We start from the raw sequence: 17475 nt of genomic DNA, 5'->3' as shown, positions 1-17475 counted from the left end.
TTAAATTACAATCATAAACTTTGAATAAAATGAGCATTATTATCAATATTCATGCAAGACAGATATTGGATTCAAGAGGTAATCCTACCGTAGAAGTAGATGTAGTTACCGAAAATGGAATTTTGGGAAGGGCAGCTGTTCCTTCCGGAGCCTCAACTGGAGAGCACGAGGCGGTTGAATTACGGGACGGAGGAGATTCCTTTATGGGGAAAGGCGTTGGAAAGGCCGTGAACAACGTCAACACTGTTATTGCTGAAGAGTTGGTAGGTACTTCGGTTTTTGATCAAAATGCCATTGACCAGACCATGATTGAACTGGACGGCACACCGAACAAATCCAAACTGGGTGCCAATGCCATCTTGGGTGTTTCCTTGGCAGTGGCCAAAGCGGCTGCCAATGAATTGGGTATGCCATTGTATCGCTATGTGGGCGGTGTTAGTGCCAACACGCTTCCTGTGCCCATGATGAACATTATCAACGGTGGATCTCACTCCGATGCTCCCATTGCATTCCAAGAGTTTATGGTCATGCCTGTTAAAGCCAAGGATTTTAGTCACTCCATGCAAATGGGTACTGAAATCTTCCACAACCTTAAAAAAGTATTGCACGATCGTGGTTTGAGCACTGCTGTAGGTGACGAAGGTGGTTTTGCCCCAACTTTGGAAGGTGGTACCGAAGATGCTTTGGATACCATTGCCAAAGCGGTTGCCAAGGCAGGGTACAAATTAGGCGACGATGTAATGATCGCTTTGGACTGTGCTTCTGCGGAGTTTTATGTAGATGGTGCTTACGACTATACAAAGTTCGAAGGAAGCAAGGGAGTCGTTAGGACTTCTGAAGAACAAGCACAATATTTGGCTGACCTTTGTGAAAAATACCCTATCATCTCCATTGAGGATGGAATGGATGAAAACGATTGGGAAGGTTGGAAACTGTTAACTGAAAAAATCGGGGATAAAGTACAGTTGGTGGGTGACGATTTGTTCGTGACGAATGTAGAGCGTTTGTCAAGAGGAATTGAAAACGGTATCGCCAACTCAATTTTAATCAAGGTGAACCAAATTGGGACATTGACTGAAACCATCGCAGCGGTAAACATGGCCAAAAATGCTGGGTATACCTCTGTAATGTCACACCGTTCCGGAGAGACTGAAGATAATACCATCGCTGATTTGGCTGTGGCGTTGAACACAGGTCAAATTAAGACGGGTTCCGCTTCACGAAGTGACCGTATGGCAAAATATAACCAGTTGTTGCGCATTGAGGAAGAATTGGGAAGTGTTGCCTATTATCCTCAGGAAAAAGCCTTTAAGGTAAAATAAGCATAATGATTATTTAGCATAGCAAAAGCCTTTCTCAAATGGGAAAGGCTTTTTTTTGTTTCAATAACAAAGATTAGCTAAATTATAGCATCGAACCAACAGTGCTAACTATCTTACCTATATGAATAATTTTCTTTTTGTTGCAGCGGAAAACGATGCTCTGGCCAACTGCAAAGCTGGCGGAATGGGCGATGTGGTGCGGGATGTGCCACGTCAAATTTCTGAAAGAGGGGATAAAGTGCATGTTATTGTACCGTCCTACTCACGGCTTCACAAAGATGGATTGTTCAAGACCAACCTCAATTTTTATTTGCGGGGACTGCGATATACGGCAGAGTTGTATGAAGTAAAGCCTAAAAAGGATTTTCCAAACATTGTGCACTATGTGCTACATCACCCGGAGATTGAAGCTGGGGATATTGCCCATATCTATCACAATGACCCAGAGGAACCATTTTATACAGATGCCATTAAGTATTTTATATTCTGTACCGCCGTGGCAGAAGCTGTGAAGCAGGGTGCGTTTGGAGATTTGGATGTGGTGCATTTGCACGATTGGCATTCCAGCTTATTGTTGTTTCTGAGGGAATATCATCCAGACTATGTCAACCTTCAGGATATACGGTTTGTGTACAGTATTCATAATTTAGCCATTCAGGGAATACGGCCTTTTGATGGAAACTATTCTTCGGTTAAAAATTGGTTTCCAACCGTACCTCTGGATTATCAAAAGTTGATGGATTATCGGTATAAGGATTGCATCAATCTAATGGCTGTTGGAATTCGTTTTGCTGATGCCGTACACACGGTTTCCCCTTCCTATAAAGATGATGTGTTATTGCCGAGTTCTCCCCCAGAGTTCATTGGCGGGGAAGGTTTGGAAAAAGACCTTCAAAAAGCTGATGATGAAGGAAGACTTTTTGGTATTTTGAACGGATGCAATTACAAGAACATCAACTCCGAAGCAAAAGGTCAGATTTATCGCAATACCGTAAAAGCACTTTTTGGTTGGCTACAGCAGGAAGATAAGAAATACAAGGCCGATTTTTTGGCCCATACCGGTGAGAAAATAATGGAATATGTCGGTAACCGACCCAAGTTTATCGCATCCAGCGTGGCCCGATTGACCGAGCAAAAATTCTACTTCTTTATGCGTTCCCCGGAGGCTTTCGTGGAGATTTTAAAAAAATTAGAGAAGGTGGATGGCATTTTTATGCTTTTAGGTACGGGTGCACCAGAGTATGAGGAGCTTTTCAGAAAGCTCAGTTATGAGTACAAAAACTTTATTTTCACTAACGGACAGTCCGAAAAACTCATAGACTCCATGTATTTGGAATCTGACCTTTATTTCATGCCCAGTCTTTTTGAACCCTGTGGTATTAGCCAAATGTTGGCCATGCGGAACGGACATCCCTGTTTAGTGCATCATACGGGAGGATTAAAAGATACTGTTGAACACCTGAAAACGGGCTTCAGTTTTGATGGGGAAAGCTACGATGAAAAAATCAAGAATATGCTCGAAGTCTTGGATGTGGCCTTGGATATTTTTCAAAACGATAAGACAACTTGGAAGAAAATACAAGCAGCCGCCAAAAGAAAGCGTTTTACCTGGAAAAAGTCGGTTGATGCGTACTACACCCTACTGTATAATATGGCTTGAGTGCTTTTTTTCGTGGCATTGATATTTTATTGTTAATAACTGCACAAATAAGAGTTGGAAATTGTTAATGGTTGCGCTTTTTCGTAATTTCCGCATTCTATTTTTACTAATCTATTAAAACATAAAATGTCGGATAAAGCGATACTCGAATATGGTGGAAAGCAGTATGAATTCCCCGTAATCAAAGGTACTGAAGATGAATTGGCAATTGATATTAAAACACTAAGGGCAGACACCGGAATGGTGACTATAGATCCTGGATATAAAAACACGGGTTCTTGTGAAAGCTCTATTACGTTTTTGGATGGTGAAAAAGGAATTCTAAGGTATAGAGGGTACTCTATAGAGGATTTAGCAGAAAAAGCTGATTTTTTGGAGGTGGCTTATTTGCTCATATTTGGAGAGTTACCGAATAAGGAACAACTTGAGAAGTTTCATAACGACATTAAAGAAGAGTCTCATGTTGATGAGGAAATGAAGAAGATTTTGGACGCCTTTCCAAAAGCAGCGCATCCTATGGGCGTACTTTCTTCGTTGACCAGTGCTTTGGTAGCTTTCAACCCTATTTCTGTGGATGTTTCCTCAGAAAAAGCAATGTACGCCTCCATCGTACGCATTTTGGCCAAATTTCCGGTATTGGTGGCTTGGACCCAACGTAAGAAAAAAGGACTTCCTTTGGACTACGGAGACGATAGTCTGGGCTATGTGGAGAACATACACAAGATGATGTTCAAAAAACCTAACCAAGAGTATAAAAAAGACCCCATTGCCATTGAAGCTCTAGACAAGTTATTAATCCTTCACGCTGACCACGAACAGAACTGTTCAACGTCCACGGTACGTATAGTGGGCTCTTCACATGCAGGTCTGTTTGCATCGCTTTCTGCTGGTATTTCGGCACTTTGGGGACCTTTGCATGGTGGTGCCAACCAAGCCGTTTTGGAAATGTTGGAAGCCATTGAAGCCGATGGTGGCGACACAAAAAAGTACATGGCCAAGGCCAAGGACAAGAACGACCCATTCAGGTTGATGGGCTTTGGACACCGTGTCTATAAAAACTTTGACCCAAGGGCCAAAATCATAAAAAAATCTGCGGATGATGTCTTGGGTAACCTTGGAATTGAAGATCCTATCTTGGATATCGCCAAAGGTTTGGAAAAAGAAGCATTGGAAGACAAGTACTTTGTGGATAGAAAGTTATATCCCAATGTGGACTTCTATTCGGGAATAATTTATAGAGCGTTGGGCATTCCAACAGATATGTTCACCGTAATGTTTGCTTTGGGAAGACTACCCGGTTGGATAGCCCAATGGAGAGAGATGCGACTACGAAAAGAGCCCATAGGAAGACCCCGACAAGTTTATATCGGGGAAAACCTAAGGTCCTTTGTTCCATTGGAAAAAAGATAAGACTTGGGGAGACAGTCAAAAAAACTAGGGCGATTTAAACAAATCGCCCTTTTTCTATTAAAGGCTACTGGGATTGATCCCAGAATCAAGGTTCAATGACCTATCGGTGTCATAGCATATACGCATAATCTCTCTGTGGTAGTGGGCTCGTATCCACGAAAGATCATTGTTGTTTATTAAGGTGTTTTTTGATCGTTCAAATTCATGATGCAAAAAATCATGGGCGTCAATGGTGCTCAAGTTTTTAATAGTGGAGTCCAAAGACTGTGCATATCTGTTAATAGAGCTATTTACCTTTATTAGGTCCCATTCATTCTCAACAGTCAGCTTATCATGCGTAGACCAACCCTCGGGAAAATCACTTCGCATAATACAATCTTGATATTTTGCAGAATATAGAGAATCCGCATGTTGATCAAAAGAGGAATACTTGTGGTGGGTTACCTTTCTCTTTTGAAATGCATTGATTGGCCCCCAAAGCGCAAGGGCAATCAAAACCAATGAGGCTGTTATTAACAGTTTTTTCATTTGTAGGAAAAATCTTAACACAAATGTAATAATAAAAAATGTATGCACAACATTTATGATATAAAAATTTACATGAAGTGGTTAATTTTAATGTATTAAAATACAAGGAGTTAAAATTTAAATGTTTCCCATTTTTTTATTGTGAAAACCATGTAAATAAAAAAGAGTATTTTATCATTTTGTAAGAGGAAAATATGGGGCAAAACACTAGATTTGCCTTAAATTTTTTAGGGGAAATCCCTAATTTGAATTCAAAAGTTTCAATGATTACCGTATGATGCAGCTGAACATTGTAGACGAGACAAGCCCTTTAAAAGCGGTGATTTTGGGAACCGCAGAAAGTTGTGGACCAGTGCCAAGTCCAGAGGAGGCCTATGACCCAAAATCCTTGGAACACATATTGGCGGGGACTTATCCCAAGGAAGTGGATATGGTGGAAGAAATGGAAGCTTTTGCCCAAGTGTTCCATAAATATGGGGTGAAGGTCTATCGCCCCACGGTTCTTAAAGACTGCAACCAGATTTTTTCTAGAGACATTGCCTTTGTGATTGAAGACAAATTATTCCATGCCAACATTCTACCCGATCGGGAGAGGGAGTTTGTGGCAATCCAAAAAGTATTGGATGAAATTGACCCGAATAAAATCATTCGACCACCCGCGGAGGTACATATTGAAGGTGGGGACATAATGCCTTGGAACGATTATATTTTTATGGGCACCTATACGGGACCAGACTATGCTGATTTTATCACCGCACGAACCAATAAAGAAGCGGTGGAGTACATTAGAGAAATGTTTCCCCATAAAACGGTAAAATCGTTTGAGCTTCGAAAATCAAATACCAACCCTAAAGAAAATGCCCTGCATTTAGATTGTTGTTTTCAACCTGTGGGAAAAGACAAGGCCATTCTACATAAAAATGGTTTTTTGGAGGAAGAAGAATATCAATGGTTGGTAGATTATTTCGGAAAGGAAAATGTTTTTGAGATCACCAAAGATGAGATGTACCAAATGTTCAGTAATGTATTTTCCATTTCACCGGAAGTAGTGGTTTCAGAAAAGAACTTCATCCGGTTAAACAACTGGCTTCGTGATGAAGGTTTTACGGTAGAAGAGATTCCGTATGCTGAGATTGCCAAGCAAGAGGGGCTGCTTCGCTGTAGTACCATGCCCCTAATCCGAGCATAACGATTACGCACGCAAAACAACTAAACACAAACAGCTTGAGAGCACAAATTTCAAATACCATACTAATGATTCGTCCGGTGAATTTTCGGATGAATGAGCAGACTGCCGTTAACAATTATTTTCAGGAAGACCTACACCTTAAAAATGTAGAAATCAATCGTAAAGCGCAAGAGGAGTTCGATGCTTTTGTAAACGTCCTTCGAGAAAGTGGAGTCAATGTTATTGTGGTGGATGATACCAAGGAACGCGATACCCCGGATTCCATTTTTCCAAACAATTGGGTCTCTTTTCATGAAAATGGAACCATATGCGTCTATCCCATGTTTGCCAAAAACCGAAGAAAGGAACGACGAGAGGATATTTTTGAGGTACTGGAAAAAGAAGGCTTTTCAATCAATAATATCATGGATTATACCTCTGCGGAAGAAGAAGGGGTGTTCTTGGAAGGTACAGGAAGTATTCTCATAGATCGTGCCAATCAAAAGGCATATTGTGCCTTGTCCGAACGTGCCCATGAAGAACTTTTTATTGAATTCTGTGAAGATTTTGATTGTTTCCCCGTCATTTTTACAGCGTATCAGTCCGTGGAAGGGGAACGTTTACCCATTTATCATACCAATGTGATGATGGCCATGGCAGAGACCTTTGTGGTCATATGTTTAAAATCCATCGATGATAAAAAGGAACGAAAGAGTGTTGTAGAGCACATTAAAATGGATGGTAGGGAAATTATCGAGATTACTGAGGAACAATTGTATCATTTTGCAGGGAACATGCTCCAAGTGATCGGTGCCAATAACCAACGTTTTATGGTGATGAGTACCCAAGCCTATAAAAGCCTTCGGGAAGATCAAATCAAGGCCATTGAAAAGCATTGCGGTATTATACACAGTACCTTGGATACGATTGAGTCTTGCGGAGGGGGTAGTGCCCGCTGCATGATGGCAGAAGTCTTTTTGCCAAAAAAGTAATGTCCCCTTGAGAGCTTGCACTGAACGCCCGCCTGCCGGACAGGCAGGAAGTCGAAGAGGGAGCTTAGGGGTGTTTTTTCATGTGGACACGAATGCCACAAATTATCTCGAAAGATTTATGTCATTTCGAACGAATGTGAGAAATCTTTGGGTTGGTTGAGATTTCTCAATCAATGCGTTGCATCTCATTTCGAAATGACAGCATGTACATTGAGATGACACCGTCACCCTGAATATATTTCGGGGTCCTTTGCTGTGGGATGGGATGCCGAAACAGATTCGGCATGACACAGGATGGGGAATATATTGTCCCCTTGAGGCCTACCTGCCGCAGGCAGGGGACTTTAGGGGTGTTTATGGTTTGACACCTATTCCACGAATTATCTCGAATGTACGAACTATTGTCAGGTCGAGTGTTTCAAACGGAGTTTGAAATGTATCGAGACCTGATTGTTGATGCAAAAAAACCGATTAGCTACGCTGAATCTTAGATTTCTCGATACAACATGCTGCCGCATGCCACTCGAATTGACGATTTTTTGATTTTGAACCGAATTATCTCGAATGCCTTATGTCATTTCGAACTGTCAGATTGAGCGCAGTCGAAATCAAAGTGAGAAATCTATGGGTTGGTCGAGATTTCTCAATCGATGCTTTGCATCTCATTTCAAAATAACTATGGTTTATTTTCTTGACGTTTTCAGCAGCTTTTTCAATTGGGGACGCCAACTCAAAAAGAACTCAGTAATCATTAAAGGGTATACCCAACAAATCCATTCATAAACGGTGTAGCGCATCGTATCGTCCTCAATAAAACTAAAGATTCCTGTAAAGTAGTCCACTTCGGGAAGTAAACGGATAAATACAAATGCCAACCCGCATACATAACTACGGATCATAAACTCTTTGTGCGCTTTTACATTACTTTTTCGAATGCTGACATAGGCCATAATAGTGGTAAAAATCCAGATGGTGGCCAATAAGGCCAAAGACGGAATGGCACCCGGAAGTGAATAGGTGGTCACTAAAAGCACGTACACCGTTACAGCAGAAATCAACGACCCAATAATATAGATTTTACCAGAAATCCGGTGAAATTTTAAAAAACGGTTTCTGATATAGGGAATAAATTGGAGTGGGCCCAAAAACAACGTGGTCGCCGCCGGAACAAAATGTGCAACCAGCCACCATTTGTACTTAAGTTTTACTTCACTTACTTTGGATGGGTTATAGAAAATATAACTTTCAACGTTGATGAGGTAATAATAGGTCGATACAAGGAGCACAATGCCCCAGAAAAATAAGTTCCCCAATAGTATTTTACGCTTTCTTGTCAACATATTTAAAAGATTAGGTTAACCAAGCGGGAAACTTCTTTAAATATAAACAATAATTACCGTCTCAGCTTATCCTTTCTTTCCAAATGAAATCAAAAAAAATACAGCCATAAACACTATAAAAAAAGCAAAGGGCAAGGAGGTGATGATGAGCAGTTTTTGAACAGTGGTGAGCACATCAATATCTGGTTTGGCATTACCTAGGAGAATAAGCGCCAAGGTGGCCAATAGAATAAAAACGGACCAAATGAGTCGATGTTTTTTCTGCGGATTGGGATTGCCTTTGTCCGTGAACATACTCAATACAAATACAGCAGAGTCCACCGAAGTGACCAAAAAACTCACCAAAAGCAAAATAGTGATGCCATTGAGCAAGCCGGAAAGCGGGTATTCCCCAAAAAAGAGAAATATGGAAGAAAACACACTACCAAACTCATTGTTGTAGTTGCCCCAACTAGCAATGATCTCAAAAGCTGAAACTCCAAAGACCGAAAACCAAAAGAGAGTCCCCAGCGAAGGGATAATCAATACCCCCAATAGCATTTGCCGCAATGTGCGACCTCGGGAAATCCGGGCGATGAAAATACCCGTAAAGGGTGCCCAGGCCAACCAGAAGGCCCAATAGTAAAACGTCCAATCCGTGAGGAACTCAATGCCGGGATTGAAGCGTCCCACGGCGATGCTCATAGGGACAAAATCCATGAGGTACTGCATAGAAGCCTTTCCAAAGGAAAGCAGGATATCTCCCATATTGCTATTGATAAACACAAAGGCCAATAGCAGCAGTGTCACCAGAATATTGAACTTGGAAATCCGCTTGATACCCTTGTCCACCCCCAGCCATACGGAAGCAAATGCAATAGTGGAAATCAAAATGGCCAACAGCAGGGTGACCGTTGCCCCAAACTCGGACTGAAACACATGGTTGAGTCCTCCCGTAATTTGGGCGGTGCCCAATCCCACGGCGGCAATCAATCCAAAAACAGTGGTGATAATGGCCAAAATATCCACCGCATTGGCCCGTTTGGTCCCTTTAAACTTTTGTGGAATGGAACTGCTCACCAACACTTTTCGATTTTTGGTAAAAAGTGCATGGCCTATAATCAAGGCAAACAGTCCGTAAAAGGCCCAAGCGGTAAAGCCCCATTGGTAAAAGGTGAACTCCAGCGCCAAGATTTCTGGAGTGGAATTGGTGGCAATGGGCGGGTTTTGCTGCATAAAAACGGGTTCTTGCACGGCCCGGAGAAGAATGCCGGCCCCCATGCCTGTGCTGTAGAGCATACTGGCCCACGCCCAAGTGGAATGTTCCGGTTTTTCGTTGGACTTGCCCAATTTAAGCTTGCCCCAAGGCGATACCGCAATGCCCAAGAGGAGCAGGACACAACCAAGGCCCAGATACAGATAAAAATAGCCAAAGTGGCCCCGCACCCAGAGCGAGAGCACCTCAATGGATTGGTAGCTCCACTCCGTAAACAGGAACACTATTGCGGAGAACAGGAACAACAGCCCCGTGGAGACCGCTAATAGTGGATGTTCTTTAAGAAAATTATAGATGGCTTTGGTTTTATCGTATCCCGAAAATAGGCAGAAATCTTTAACTAACTTTAAGCTCGTCGTGAGGATGGTACCCAAACGGATAATCGCTATTTTTATAGGAATGGGAACAATAAGATGGTTCAAGGGAATTTTGGTGCTTATGACCTTCATTTGGATAGGGTGCCGCGAGCAGAACACGATTGCCCAATTTCAACCGGGCCTCATTTCAACTGAGGTGGTGGAATATGCCTGTACCTTTTCTACTTCTGGGGACGAACTTTACTTTGCCCGAAGCGAGCAAGAATGGGGCAGTAGAACCATGAAAAGTGCCATTTACCATGCGGTGAAAACCAGTGGGCAATGGTCCATACCCCAATTGGCTCCATTTTCAGGTGAATTTGATGATAGCGACCCGCACCTTTCCAAAGATGGGAACACACTATACTTTGTTTCTGACCGACCAGGTGGCAACAGACCCGCTTCAGCAGATATTTGGAAGGTGAAAAAAGACCAAAACGGAGCTTGGGGTACTCCCATTGCCTTACCATATCCTATAAATTCGGAACAACGGGAGTATAGCCCGCGTACCGATGATGAGGGCAATCTGTACTTTGCTTCGGATAGGAGTGGCGGATATGGACAGGGCGATTTGTATGTAGCGCAATGGAGTGATGGGGCTTTTAGTGAACCAGAGAACTTGGGGAATATTCTTAATTCAGAAATGGGAGAGTGGAACTTGGAGATCAACGGGTCGGGTGACCTTATTATTTTTGAGGCTTCCGGACGAGAGGAAAACGTGTCTTCGTATGGTGACCTCTACATCAGTTTTAAGGAAGGAGGCCAATGGACGGTAACGCAGAACTTGGTGGAGTTGAATACCTCGGGGAGTGATTTGTACCCCTACCTTACCCCAGATGAAAAACAGTTGTTTTATGCCAGTAGTGATAGCTTGCAAGGTAAGCACACGCATATTTACGTGACTGATTTTGAGAAATTGTATCGTAGGTACAAACGCTAATCCAAGATGCAATAACCTGTAGTTGTTTTTTGTCATTTCGAGCCTGCCTTTGTCGGCAGACAGGCGCAGTCGAGAAATTTCTTTATGGTTTGACACCAATTCCACAAATTATCTCGAATGTATTAACTATTGTCAGGTCGAGTGTTTCAAACGGAGTTTGAAATGTATCGAGACTTGGTCATTGCCACCAAAAATCGATTAGCTACGCTGAATCTTCGATTTCTCGATACGCCACGCTGCCGCGTGCCACTCGAATTGATGATTTTTTTGGGTTCGTGGATTCCCGCCTGCGCGGGAATGACAGGGCAGGTTTGTTTCAGGATCTTATGTTTTGGGATGGGATGCCGAAACCAGATCAGTATGACGCAGGATGGGCATTGTTCATTGTGTATTGTCCATAGCAATAAGCATTATCGCGCAAAAAGAGATGAAGGGTTAAAGGTGAATAACTAATCCCAGCATACATGCCCTTAACCGAATCAGCTAAACCTTGGATGTTCCTTTATCTTTAAATCCGTAACATTTTTATTCCATTCGATAAAGAAATTCTTCACAAGTAGAAGATCCATAAGGAATTATGTTTTACATTGTAGGTTGTAATTCACAAATCGCCCTCCCCCAGTAAATAGTATATCATATTCAAAAAATTGCCCTGAAGTGATGCATATTTAAGTTATTTTATCGTAAAACCGGATTAAAAAGATGACAAAAAAAGAAAAAAAGCTTTTGGATTATTTCTGGAACAGCAAAAGGGGAAGTTTGGACGATGCTCTTCCGGCCTATATTTTGGCATACCTGGAATATGGAACGTTGGGGAGTCAAACTGAAATCACCTTAATTCATAATTATTTTTTAAAACTTGAAAGGGATGGGTTTGTGACATTATATTCACATGGTGGCCAATATGCCTATGAACTTACAGATGTGGGAAAGAAATATCTAAATAATAAGCATAATTCTTTCAGGAATAAATTAGAAAAGTTTAATGCTGCATTTCCCCCTTTATTGATTTCAATTTCCAGTGTTGTGGGTATTATTGCAGTGGTTGTTGAGGTGATACAACTTTTCAAATAACCAAAGCCTTATTTGTTTGGAACAGTAAACTCCCGTATCGCTTGGTTGGGCTCCATAATGGTATGGCCTTGCCAAAACTCGGGGTCATAGGTGGGCATATAGGTGGCGCGTGCGGTCTTGTCCTCGGTAAAGTTGGTAAACTGGTCTTCTGGCACTACCTCTTGGTCAAACACCACCAGTTCCCATTTTTGGGTGGGGCTCATCCTAAAATCTATGTTCAGTGAGAGCTCGTTCTGCTTGCGTCGGCCCTTTACATGCTTGTTCTTTTCAATCACTTTTAGTGGGCGGTCCACGGCAAAGTAGCGACCAAAGGTAAAGTCCATAAAGCGGAGGTCGTACTTGCCATTGGGCAGTTGGGCAAAGCGCATGGTGCCCTTATAGAGCACTTCGCGGTAGGTAATGCCCAGCAGTCTAAAATTGCGCAGGCGCTCTGTGTTCTGCACATCCAGCCGCATAACGGCAAAGTCCTCGATATTTATATAAAGACGACCCTTGAACTCGGCACTGCTGCGTTTGGGTTCAAAGTCGATGGCGTACACCCCGGCATCGGCAATCTCCGCATAACCGACGAGAGTAAACTCGTACTTTCGGGTCTTGGAGATAAGGTCCAGTTTGCTGTCCTCTTGGTAGTAGAGTTCGTTAAGGAGTTCCTTGAATGCTTGTCTTTGGGCATCCACCAAACCGGAAATAGTGTCTTTTTCCACTTCATCCTTAATTTTTTGGGCCTCTTCCTCCTCCATATCACTAAGAATGGAATCCACCTGTACCTTTTGGCTAAAGATGCCGGATTTAATCTTCAGGTAGGAATCTGGCTTAATGTTTTCGGTGAAAATGGTCTGCATACGCTCGCCAAGTTCCTCAAAAGAACCCACTTGGTTCTTGTCATACAGGTCGGCGGCCTTAATGATATCCAGTTTGTATTGACCGTTGTTTTTATAGAGGTCGCCCAGACTTTCGGTATAGTGGTGGCCATTTTTTGGGATGGAAAGGGCAAGGCTGTCGATAAGCTCTTTGTTGAGTTCGGCGATAGTGGATTTCTCAAAACCGAAGTCTACCTTGTTGATGGTGGCAAATTCGGACTGCCGTAAAAAGAAACGTTGCTTTACAGGTGCTTTGTTAACGTTCTGCGGAACACGTTCCACCATTTTCTCGATGATATCGTCCACGGAAAGCTCCTTGTCGAAGACATACACCCCACTAAGTTCAATGGCCTTGGGTTGAAGGAGCACAACACTGTCCTGTAATTGGGCAAGAGTGAACCCCTTTTTGGAGTACCCCATGGAAGAAATGTAGATGGAGTCAGGGGGACTGGTTTCGTCCAACGAAAAGCTGAAACGGCCTTCATCGTTGGTAATCACGCCTTGGTACTCTCCATACTGCACTGTTGCATACGGAATGCCTTTTTGGGTCTTGGCATCCACCAGTTTGGAGCTGATGGTCTGGGCGGTCATGGGCAATGCCACAAGCAAATATAATACTAGGGAGATCTTGGTGTTGGTCAAGGTCATCTGTTCGTTTTTTTGATGTGTTTTCTATAAAGACAATGCAAACCTAAAAAGGTTGCACATGGATTAGACGAAATGGTTTGGATTTTGTAACAGGTGATAAGGTTTTGACACTAATGGCACAAATCCTCTCGAATGCAAATGTACGTCACCCTGAATTTATTTCAGGGTCTCATGTGTAGGGATGGGATGCCGAAACTAGTTCGGCATGACGTTAAACATTGAACTGTCCCCTTGAGGCCTTGCACTGAGCGCCCACCTGCCGGACGGGCAGGAAGTTGAAGTAGGACTTTAGGGGTTAGGGGTTTGACACTAATGTCACGAATGATCTCGAATGCCTTATGTCATTCCTGCGAAAGCAGGAATCTTTTTCTTTTGGGCTGGTGGATTCCCGCGTGCACGGGAATGACAGGGCAGGTTCGGCATGACGTTAAACATTGAACTGTCTCCTTGAGAGCTTGTGCTGAATCCGTCGAGAGGTTTTGACTACCTTTCAACTGTGCTCAAGATGACAAAACATTTGTGGATGTAGATACACCTGCCTACCGTAGGTCGGAATTGCCCCCTTTCACCATTTATCTTCAAACCTTTTTTCCTTATTCCCGCACCACCACAACCATCTTGTAGACATAGTACAATGGAACCATGCCATTGAGAATCCACAGCCCTACAAGAAGCTGGATGTCGCCAGCATCTATCCATCCCTTTATTTTTAAGAGGATGATGCCCGTGGTGATCAAAAAGGCCATCACAAAACAGAAATTCATCACGGCCAACATGCGCAAGGCCAGCGAATAGAGTTTGGGGGCATTTTCTTCGGTCACTTTTACCGGGTAGTTCATGAGCCACGGTTTTAGTTTGGTGGCGATGAGTCCCATGGCTAGATATAGCCCTGCACTGAGCATGGGAATGGCCCAAAGCGCTGATTTGTGCCCATAGCCATCTACCCTTCCTTGAAAGTTGAAATGGGTAGGAATCGTTTCAGGAAGATCGGCATAGACCCCAAGAACCAGAAACATATTCACCGCTACCACCATCCATCCAGCACGGTAGAGCAGTAAATCGGTTTGTGAAGGTTTTACTTCTACTCTTGGATGTTTTTTGAACCAACTCATAGATCTTCAATGGATGTTGGCGTATTGTCCGCCTTATGGTCCAACAATTTTTTAAAGAACTTTTGTATGGCTTTAGTATCCGATTTCACTTTTATGAAATAATGGTCCATATAAACAGAATGGATGGCGCTCTCGCCCTTATACAGTTTTAGTTTGTAATAGGGGATGATGAGACCATAGGTTTCCAGTAACGAGCGGAACCGTACAATGATGCCCTTGGGGCGGATTTCGATATTACAGGTGTTAAGGTTATTGTCCAAGATGAGGAGGTTTTGAATCTCCAAACTGGTTTCCGTAATGTGCAATTTTGGTGAACCTATTCCACCCATAACAAAACGTTCCTTCAACGGAAAGGGCTTACCTACCGCCTGGTCGATTTTTCGGGTGATGTTCTTGTCGGAATAGGATACATTTAGAAGCATGTCTAAAAATACTCAAAATACTAACTATCTATAGGTCAATGCTTCGGGAAATATGTTACAAAAGGGCAAAAAATATGTAGTTTTGCGGCCTGAAACGCTTTTTAGATGAGTTTGCAAAACGATTTGGGCCAAAAGGTCAAGGATGCTGTAAAGGAATTGTACCAAGTTGAACTTCCCACAGTTGAGTTTCAACCCACCCGCAAGGATTTTGAGGGAGATGTCACTGTGGTGGTTTTTCCCATGCTTCGTTTTGTAAAGGGCAACCCGGTGCAGATTGGGACCCAAATTGGGGAATTTTTGCGGGAACATGTAGCCGAAGTTGCCAAGTGCAACGTGGTTCAGGGTTTTTTGAACATTGTAATCGAGGACAGCTACTATCTCAACTTTTTTAACAGTATCAAAGATGAAACCGATTACGGTTATGTGAAGACTTCCTCCCAAGGTGCCATAATGGTGGAATATTCATCTCCCAATACCAACAAACCCTTGCATTTGGGGCATATTCGAAACAACCTTTTGGGCTATTCCGTGGGGGAAATACTGAAGGCTTCGGGAAAAAAAGTGTATAAAACCCAAATCATCAACGATCGGGGCATTCATATTTGCAAAAGTATGTTGGCTTGGCAAAAGTTTGGCGATGGAGAGACTCCAGAATCATCGGGTTTAAAGGGCGACCATTTGGTGGGGAAATATTATGTAGCTTTTGATAAAGCCTATAAAGAACAGATAGCCAAGTTGGTTGATGATGGAATGGCTAAGGAGAAGGCGGAAAAGGAAGCACCCATTCTTTTGGAGGCCCAAGACATGCTCCGTAAATGGGAAGCGGGTGATACCGAGGTCGTATCCCTTTGGAAAAAAATGAACAGCTGGGTCTATGCCGGTTTTGATACCACCTATAAAAATATGGGGGTTGATTTTGATAAACTCTATTACGAAAGCGACACCTATCTTTTAGGGCGGGATGTGGTAAAGGACGGCCTTGAAAAAGGGGTCTTCTTTAAAAAAGAAGATGGCAGTGTATGGATAGACCTTACCGATGAGGGGTTAGATGAGAAAATCGTACTTCGTTCCGATGGTACTGCTGTTTATATGACTCAAGATATTGGTACCGCCATTCAACGGGTAACGGATTTCCCGGATATCAATGGGATGGTGTACACGGTGGGTAACGAGCAGGATTACCATTTTAAGGTGCTGTTCCTTATCCTGAAAAAATTGGGCTATTCGTGGGCGGAACAATTGTATCATTTGAGCTATGGGATGGTGGATTTGCCCAGTGGAAAAATGAAAAGTAGGGAAGGTACCGTGGTGGATGCGGATGACCTTATCCAAAATATGGAGGAGACCGCAGAGACCATTTCTGCCGAACTGGGCAAGTTGGAAGGCTATTCCGAAGAAGAAAAGAAAGACTTGTACCGTACCATTGGTCTTGGCGCTTTAAAATACTACATCCTAAAAGTGGATCCCAAAAAACGGATTTTGTTCAACCCAGAGGAGTCTGTGGATTTTCAAGGGAATACTGGCCCTTTTATTCAGTATACGTATGCACGGATTCAGTCCATTCTTCGTAAGGCTGAGGATGGGAGGTCGAGCGCCCGCCTGACGGACGGGCAGGTAGTCGAGACCTCATTAGAACTCCATGAAAAAGAGAAGGAACTGTTGAAAGGCATTCAACTTTTTCCGGAAACCGTACAATTGGCGGCTGAAAACTTTAGTCCCGCTTTGATTGCCAACTACACCTACGATTTGGTGAAGGAGTTCAATTCGTTCTACCAGCAGGTATCTATTTTAGGGGAATTGGATGAGCAGAAGAAGCAGTTCAGGGTACAGCTGTCCCAAAAAGTGGGCGAGGTGATTCAGTCTGCTTTTCGATTATTGGGTATTGAGGTTCCGGAGCGGATGTAGAAATTCTAAACCCTCCGAGCTTTGATTTATCAAAGCTCACCTCCCTTATTGAGGGAGGAGCTTTTTGAATTTTGTTGAAAGTGCTCAGAAATTTCGAGTAGCACTGAGTCTAGGTTTTCAAAAACCATTTTGTTCTCAAACCGGATAACGGTGAAACCAAGTTCATTCAATACTTCTGTTCTTTTACGGTCATATTCTTGTGCTTGTGGGGTAAAATGAACCGCTCCGTCCAATTCTATGACCAATTTTTCTGCGGCACAATAGAAATCAACAATGTAGTTTTTGATACTGTGCTGTCTGTTGAAACGTCTTCCGCATAATTTTTTGGCTTTCAAGTGCCGCCATAAAAATGCTTCGGCAGGGGTTAAATTTTTTCTGAGTTGTTTGCGGTAGGCTTGTAATTCCTTTCGGCTGTGAATTCTTTTTTTCATCAATCCCATTTAAAAGCTCCCCTCTTTGCCCAAGAGGGGTGATTCGGTCTAA

The 17475-nt window shown here is 42.9% G+C and carries 15 protein-coding genes; 8 read left to right on the top strand and 7 right to left on the bottom strand.

Annotated features, from left to right (window positions below; translation table 11 throughout):
• Window positions 1–29: 29 nt before the first annotated feature.
• The 3 genes from eno to AB1A65_RS15310 all read left to right on the top strand — a co-directional run bounded on the left by eno (window position 30) and on the right by AB1A65_RS15310 (window position 4392).
• A complete protein-coding gene (gene eno, locus AB1A65_RS15320) occupies window positions 30–1322 on the top strand; it encodes a phosphopyruvate hydratase (protein WP_366590812.1) in 1293 nt (430 codons plus the stop codon).
• Window positions 1323–1443: 121 nt separating this feature from the next.
• Window positions 1444–2982 carry a glycogen/starch synthase gene (locus AB1A65_RS15315; RefSeq protein WP_366590811.1) on the top strand — a complete coding sequence of 513 codons (1539 nt, stop codon included), beginning with the start codon at window positions 1444–1446 and terminating at the stop codon, window positions 2980–2982.
• Between the two features lie 126 nt (window positions 2983–3108).
• On the top strand, window positions 3109–4392 hold the full coding sequence (locus tag AB1A65_RS15310) for a citrate synthase (protein ID WP_366590810.1): 1284 nt from the start codon (window positions 3109–3111) through the stop codon (window positions 4390–4392).
• Window positions 4393–4449: 57 nt separating this feature from the next.
• On the opposite strand, the gene AB1A65_RS15305 is transcribed toward AB1A65_RS15310, so the two are convergent.
• Window positions 4450–4920 (bottom strand): hypothetical protein, encoded by a 471-nt coding sequence (locus tag AB1A65_RS15305; protein ID WP_366590809.1) that lies wholly within the window; start codon window positions 4918–4920, stop codon window positions 4450–4452.
• A gap of 274 nt (window positions 4921–5194) precedes the next feature.
• Between AB1A65_RS15305 and AB1A65_RS15300 the strand changes: the two genes are divergently transcribed.
• Both AB1A65_RS15300 and ctlX read left to right on the top strand, forming a co-directional pair.
• Window positions 5195–6109 carry an arginine deiminase family protein gene (locus tag AB1A65_RS15300; protein ID WP_366590808.1) on the top strand — a complete coding sequence of 305 codons (915 nt, stop codon included), beginning with the start codon at window positions 5195–5197 and terminating at the stop codon, window positions 6107–6109.
• A 65-nt stretch (window positions 6110–6174) separates the two neighbouring features.
• A complete protein-coding gene (gene ctlX / locus AB1A65_RS15295; RefSeq protein WP_366590807.1) occupies window positions 6175–7080 on the top strand; it encodes a citrulline utilization hydrolase CtlX in 906 nt (301 codons plus the stop codon).
• Window positions 7081–7763: 683 nt separating this feature from the next.
• Here the strand turns inward: ctlX and AB1A65_RS15290 are convergent.
• Both AB1A65_RS15290 and AB1A65_RS15285 read right to left on the bottom strand, forming a co-directional pair.
• The gene (locus tag AB1A65_RS15290; RefSeq protein WP_366590806.1) at window positions 7764–8420 is read right to left on the bottom strand and encodes a DUF2306 domain-containing protein; all 657 of its coding nucleotides are present in this window, start codon (window positions 8418–8420) and stop codon (window positions 7764–7766) included.
• Between the two features lie 66 nt (window positions 8421–8486).
• The gene (locus AB1A65_RS15285; protein ID WP_366590805.1) at window positions 8487–10097 is read right to left on the bottom strand and encodes a BCCT family transporter; all 1611 of its coding nucleotides are present in this window, start codon (window positions 10095–10097) and stop codon (window positions 8487–8489) included.
• Between AB1A65_RS15285 and AB1A65_RS15280 the strand changes: the two genes are divergently transcribed.
• Both AB1A65_RS15280 and AB1A65_RS15275 read left to right on the top strand, forming a co-directional pair.
• Window positions 10075–10971: a hypothetical protein gene (locus AB1A65_RS15280; RefSeq protein WP_366590803.1), complete on the top strand. Its 897-nt coding sequence runs from the start codon at window positions 10075–10077 to the stop codon at window positions 10969–10971. The genes AB1A65_RS15285 and AB1A65_RS15280 overlap by 23 nt on opposite strands.
• Before the next feature lie 702 nt (window positions 10972–11673).
• Complete coding sequence (locus AB1A65_RS15275) at window positions 11674–12045, top strand: hypothetical protein (RefSeq protein WP_366590802.1); 372 nt, start codon at window positions 11674–11676, stop codon at window positions 12043–12045.
• Window positions 12046–12053: 8 nt separating this feature from the next.
• Here AB1A65_RS15275 and AB1A65_RS15270 read toward each other — a convergent pair whose 3' ends face one another.
• From AB1A65_RS15270 to AB1A65_RS15260, 3 genes are all read right to left on the bottom strand, one after another.
• Entirely contained in the window at window positions 12054–13553 is a 1500-nt protein-coding gene (locus AB1A65_RS15270; RefSeq protein WP_366590801.1) for a carboxypeptidase-like regulatory domain-containing protein, read from the bottom strand.
• Between the two features lie 593 nt (window positions 13554–14146).
• Entirely contained in the window at window positions 14147–14665 is a 519-nt protein-coding gene (locus AB1A65_RS15265) for a DUF1648 domain-containing protein (RefSeq protein ID WP_366590800.1), read from the bottom strand.
• A complete protein-coding gene (locus AB1A65_RS15260; protein ID WP_366590798.1) occupies window positions 14662–15087 on the bottom strand; it encodes a hypothetical protein in 426 nt (141 codons plus the stop codon). Before AB1A65_RS15260 ends, AB1A65_RS15265 begins: the two co-directional genes overlap by 4 nt.
• A gap of 105 nt (window positions 15088–15192) precedes the next feature.
• On the opposite strand from AB1A65_RS15260, the gene argS reads away from it, so the two are divergent.
• The gene (argS, locus tag AB1A65_RS15255; protein WP_366590797.1) at window positions 15193–16992 is read left to right on the top strand and encodes an arginine--tRNA ligase; all 1800 of its coding nucleotides are present in this window, start codon (window positions 15193–15195) and stop codon (window positions 16990–16992) included.
• A 29-nt stretch (window positions 16993–17021) separates the two neighbouring features.
• Here argS and AB1A65_RS15250 read toward each other — a convergent pair whose 3' ends face one another.
• Window positions 17022–17423, bottom strand: coding sequence for an endonuclease domain-containing protein (locus AB1A65_RS15250; protein WP_366590796.1), 402 nt, complete (start codon window positions 17421–17423; stop codon window positions 17022–17024).
• Between the last annotated feature and the right edge of the window lie 52 nt (window positions 17424–17475).

This window comes from Allomuricauda sp. ANG21 (assembly GCF_040705235.1).
GTDB classification, from domain to species: domain Bacteria; phylum Bacteroidota; class Bacteroidia; order Flavobacteriales; family Flavobacteriaceae; genus Flagellimonas; species Flagellimonas marina.
Note: the sequence above shows the minus strand (reverse complement) of the source record. Positions and strands in the feature narration are given on the sequence as shown.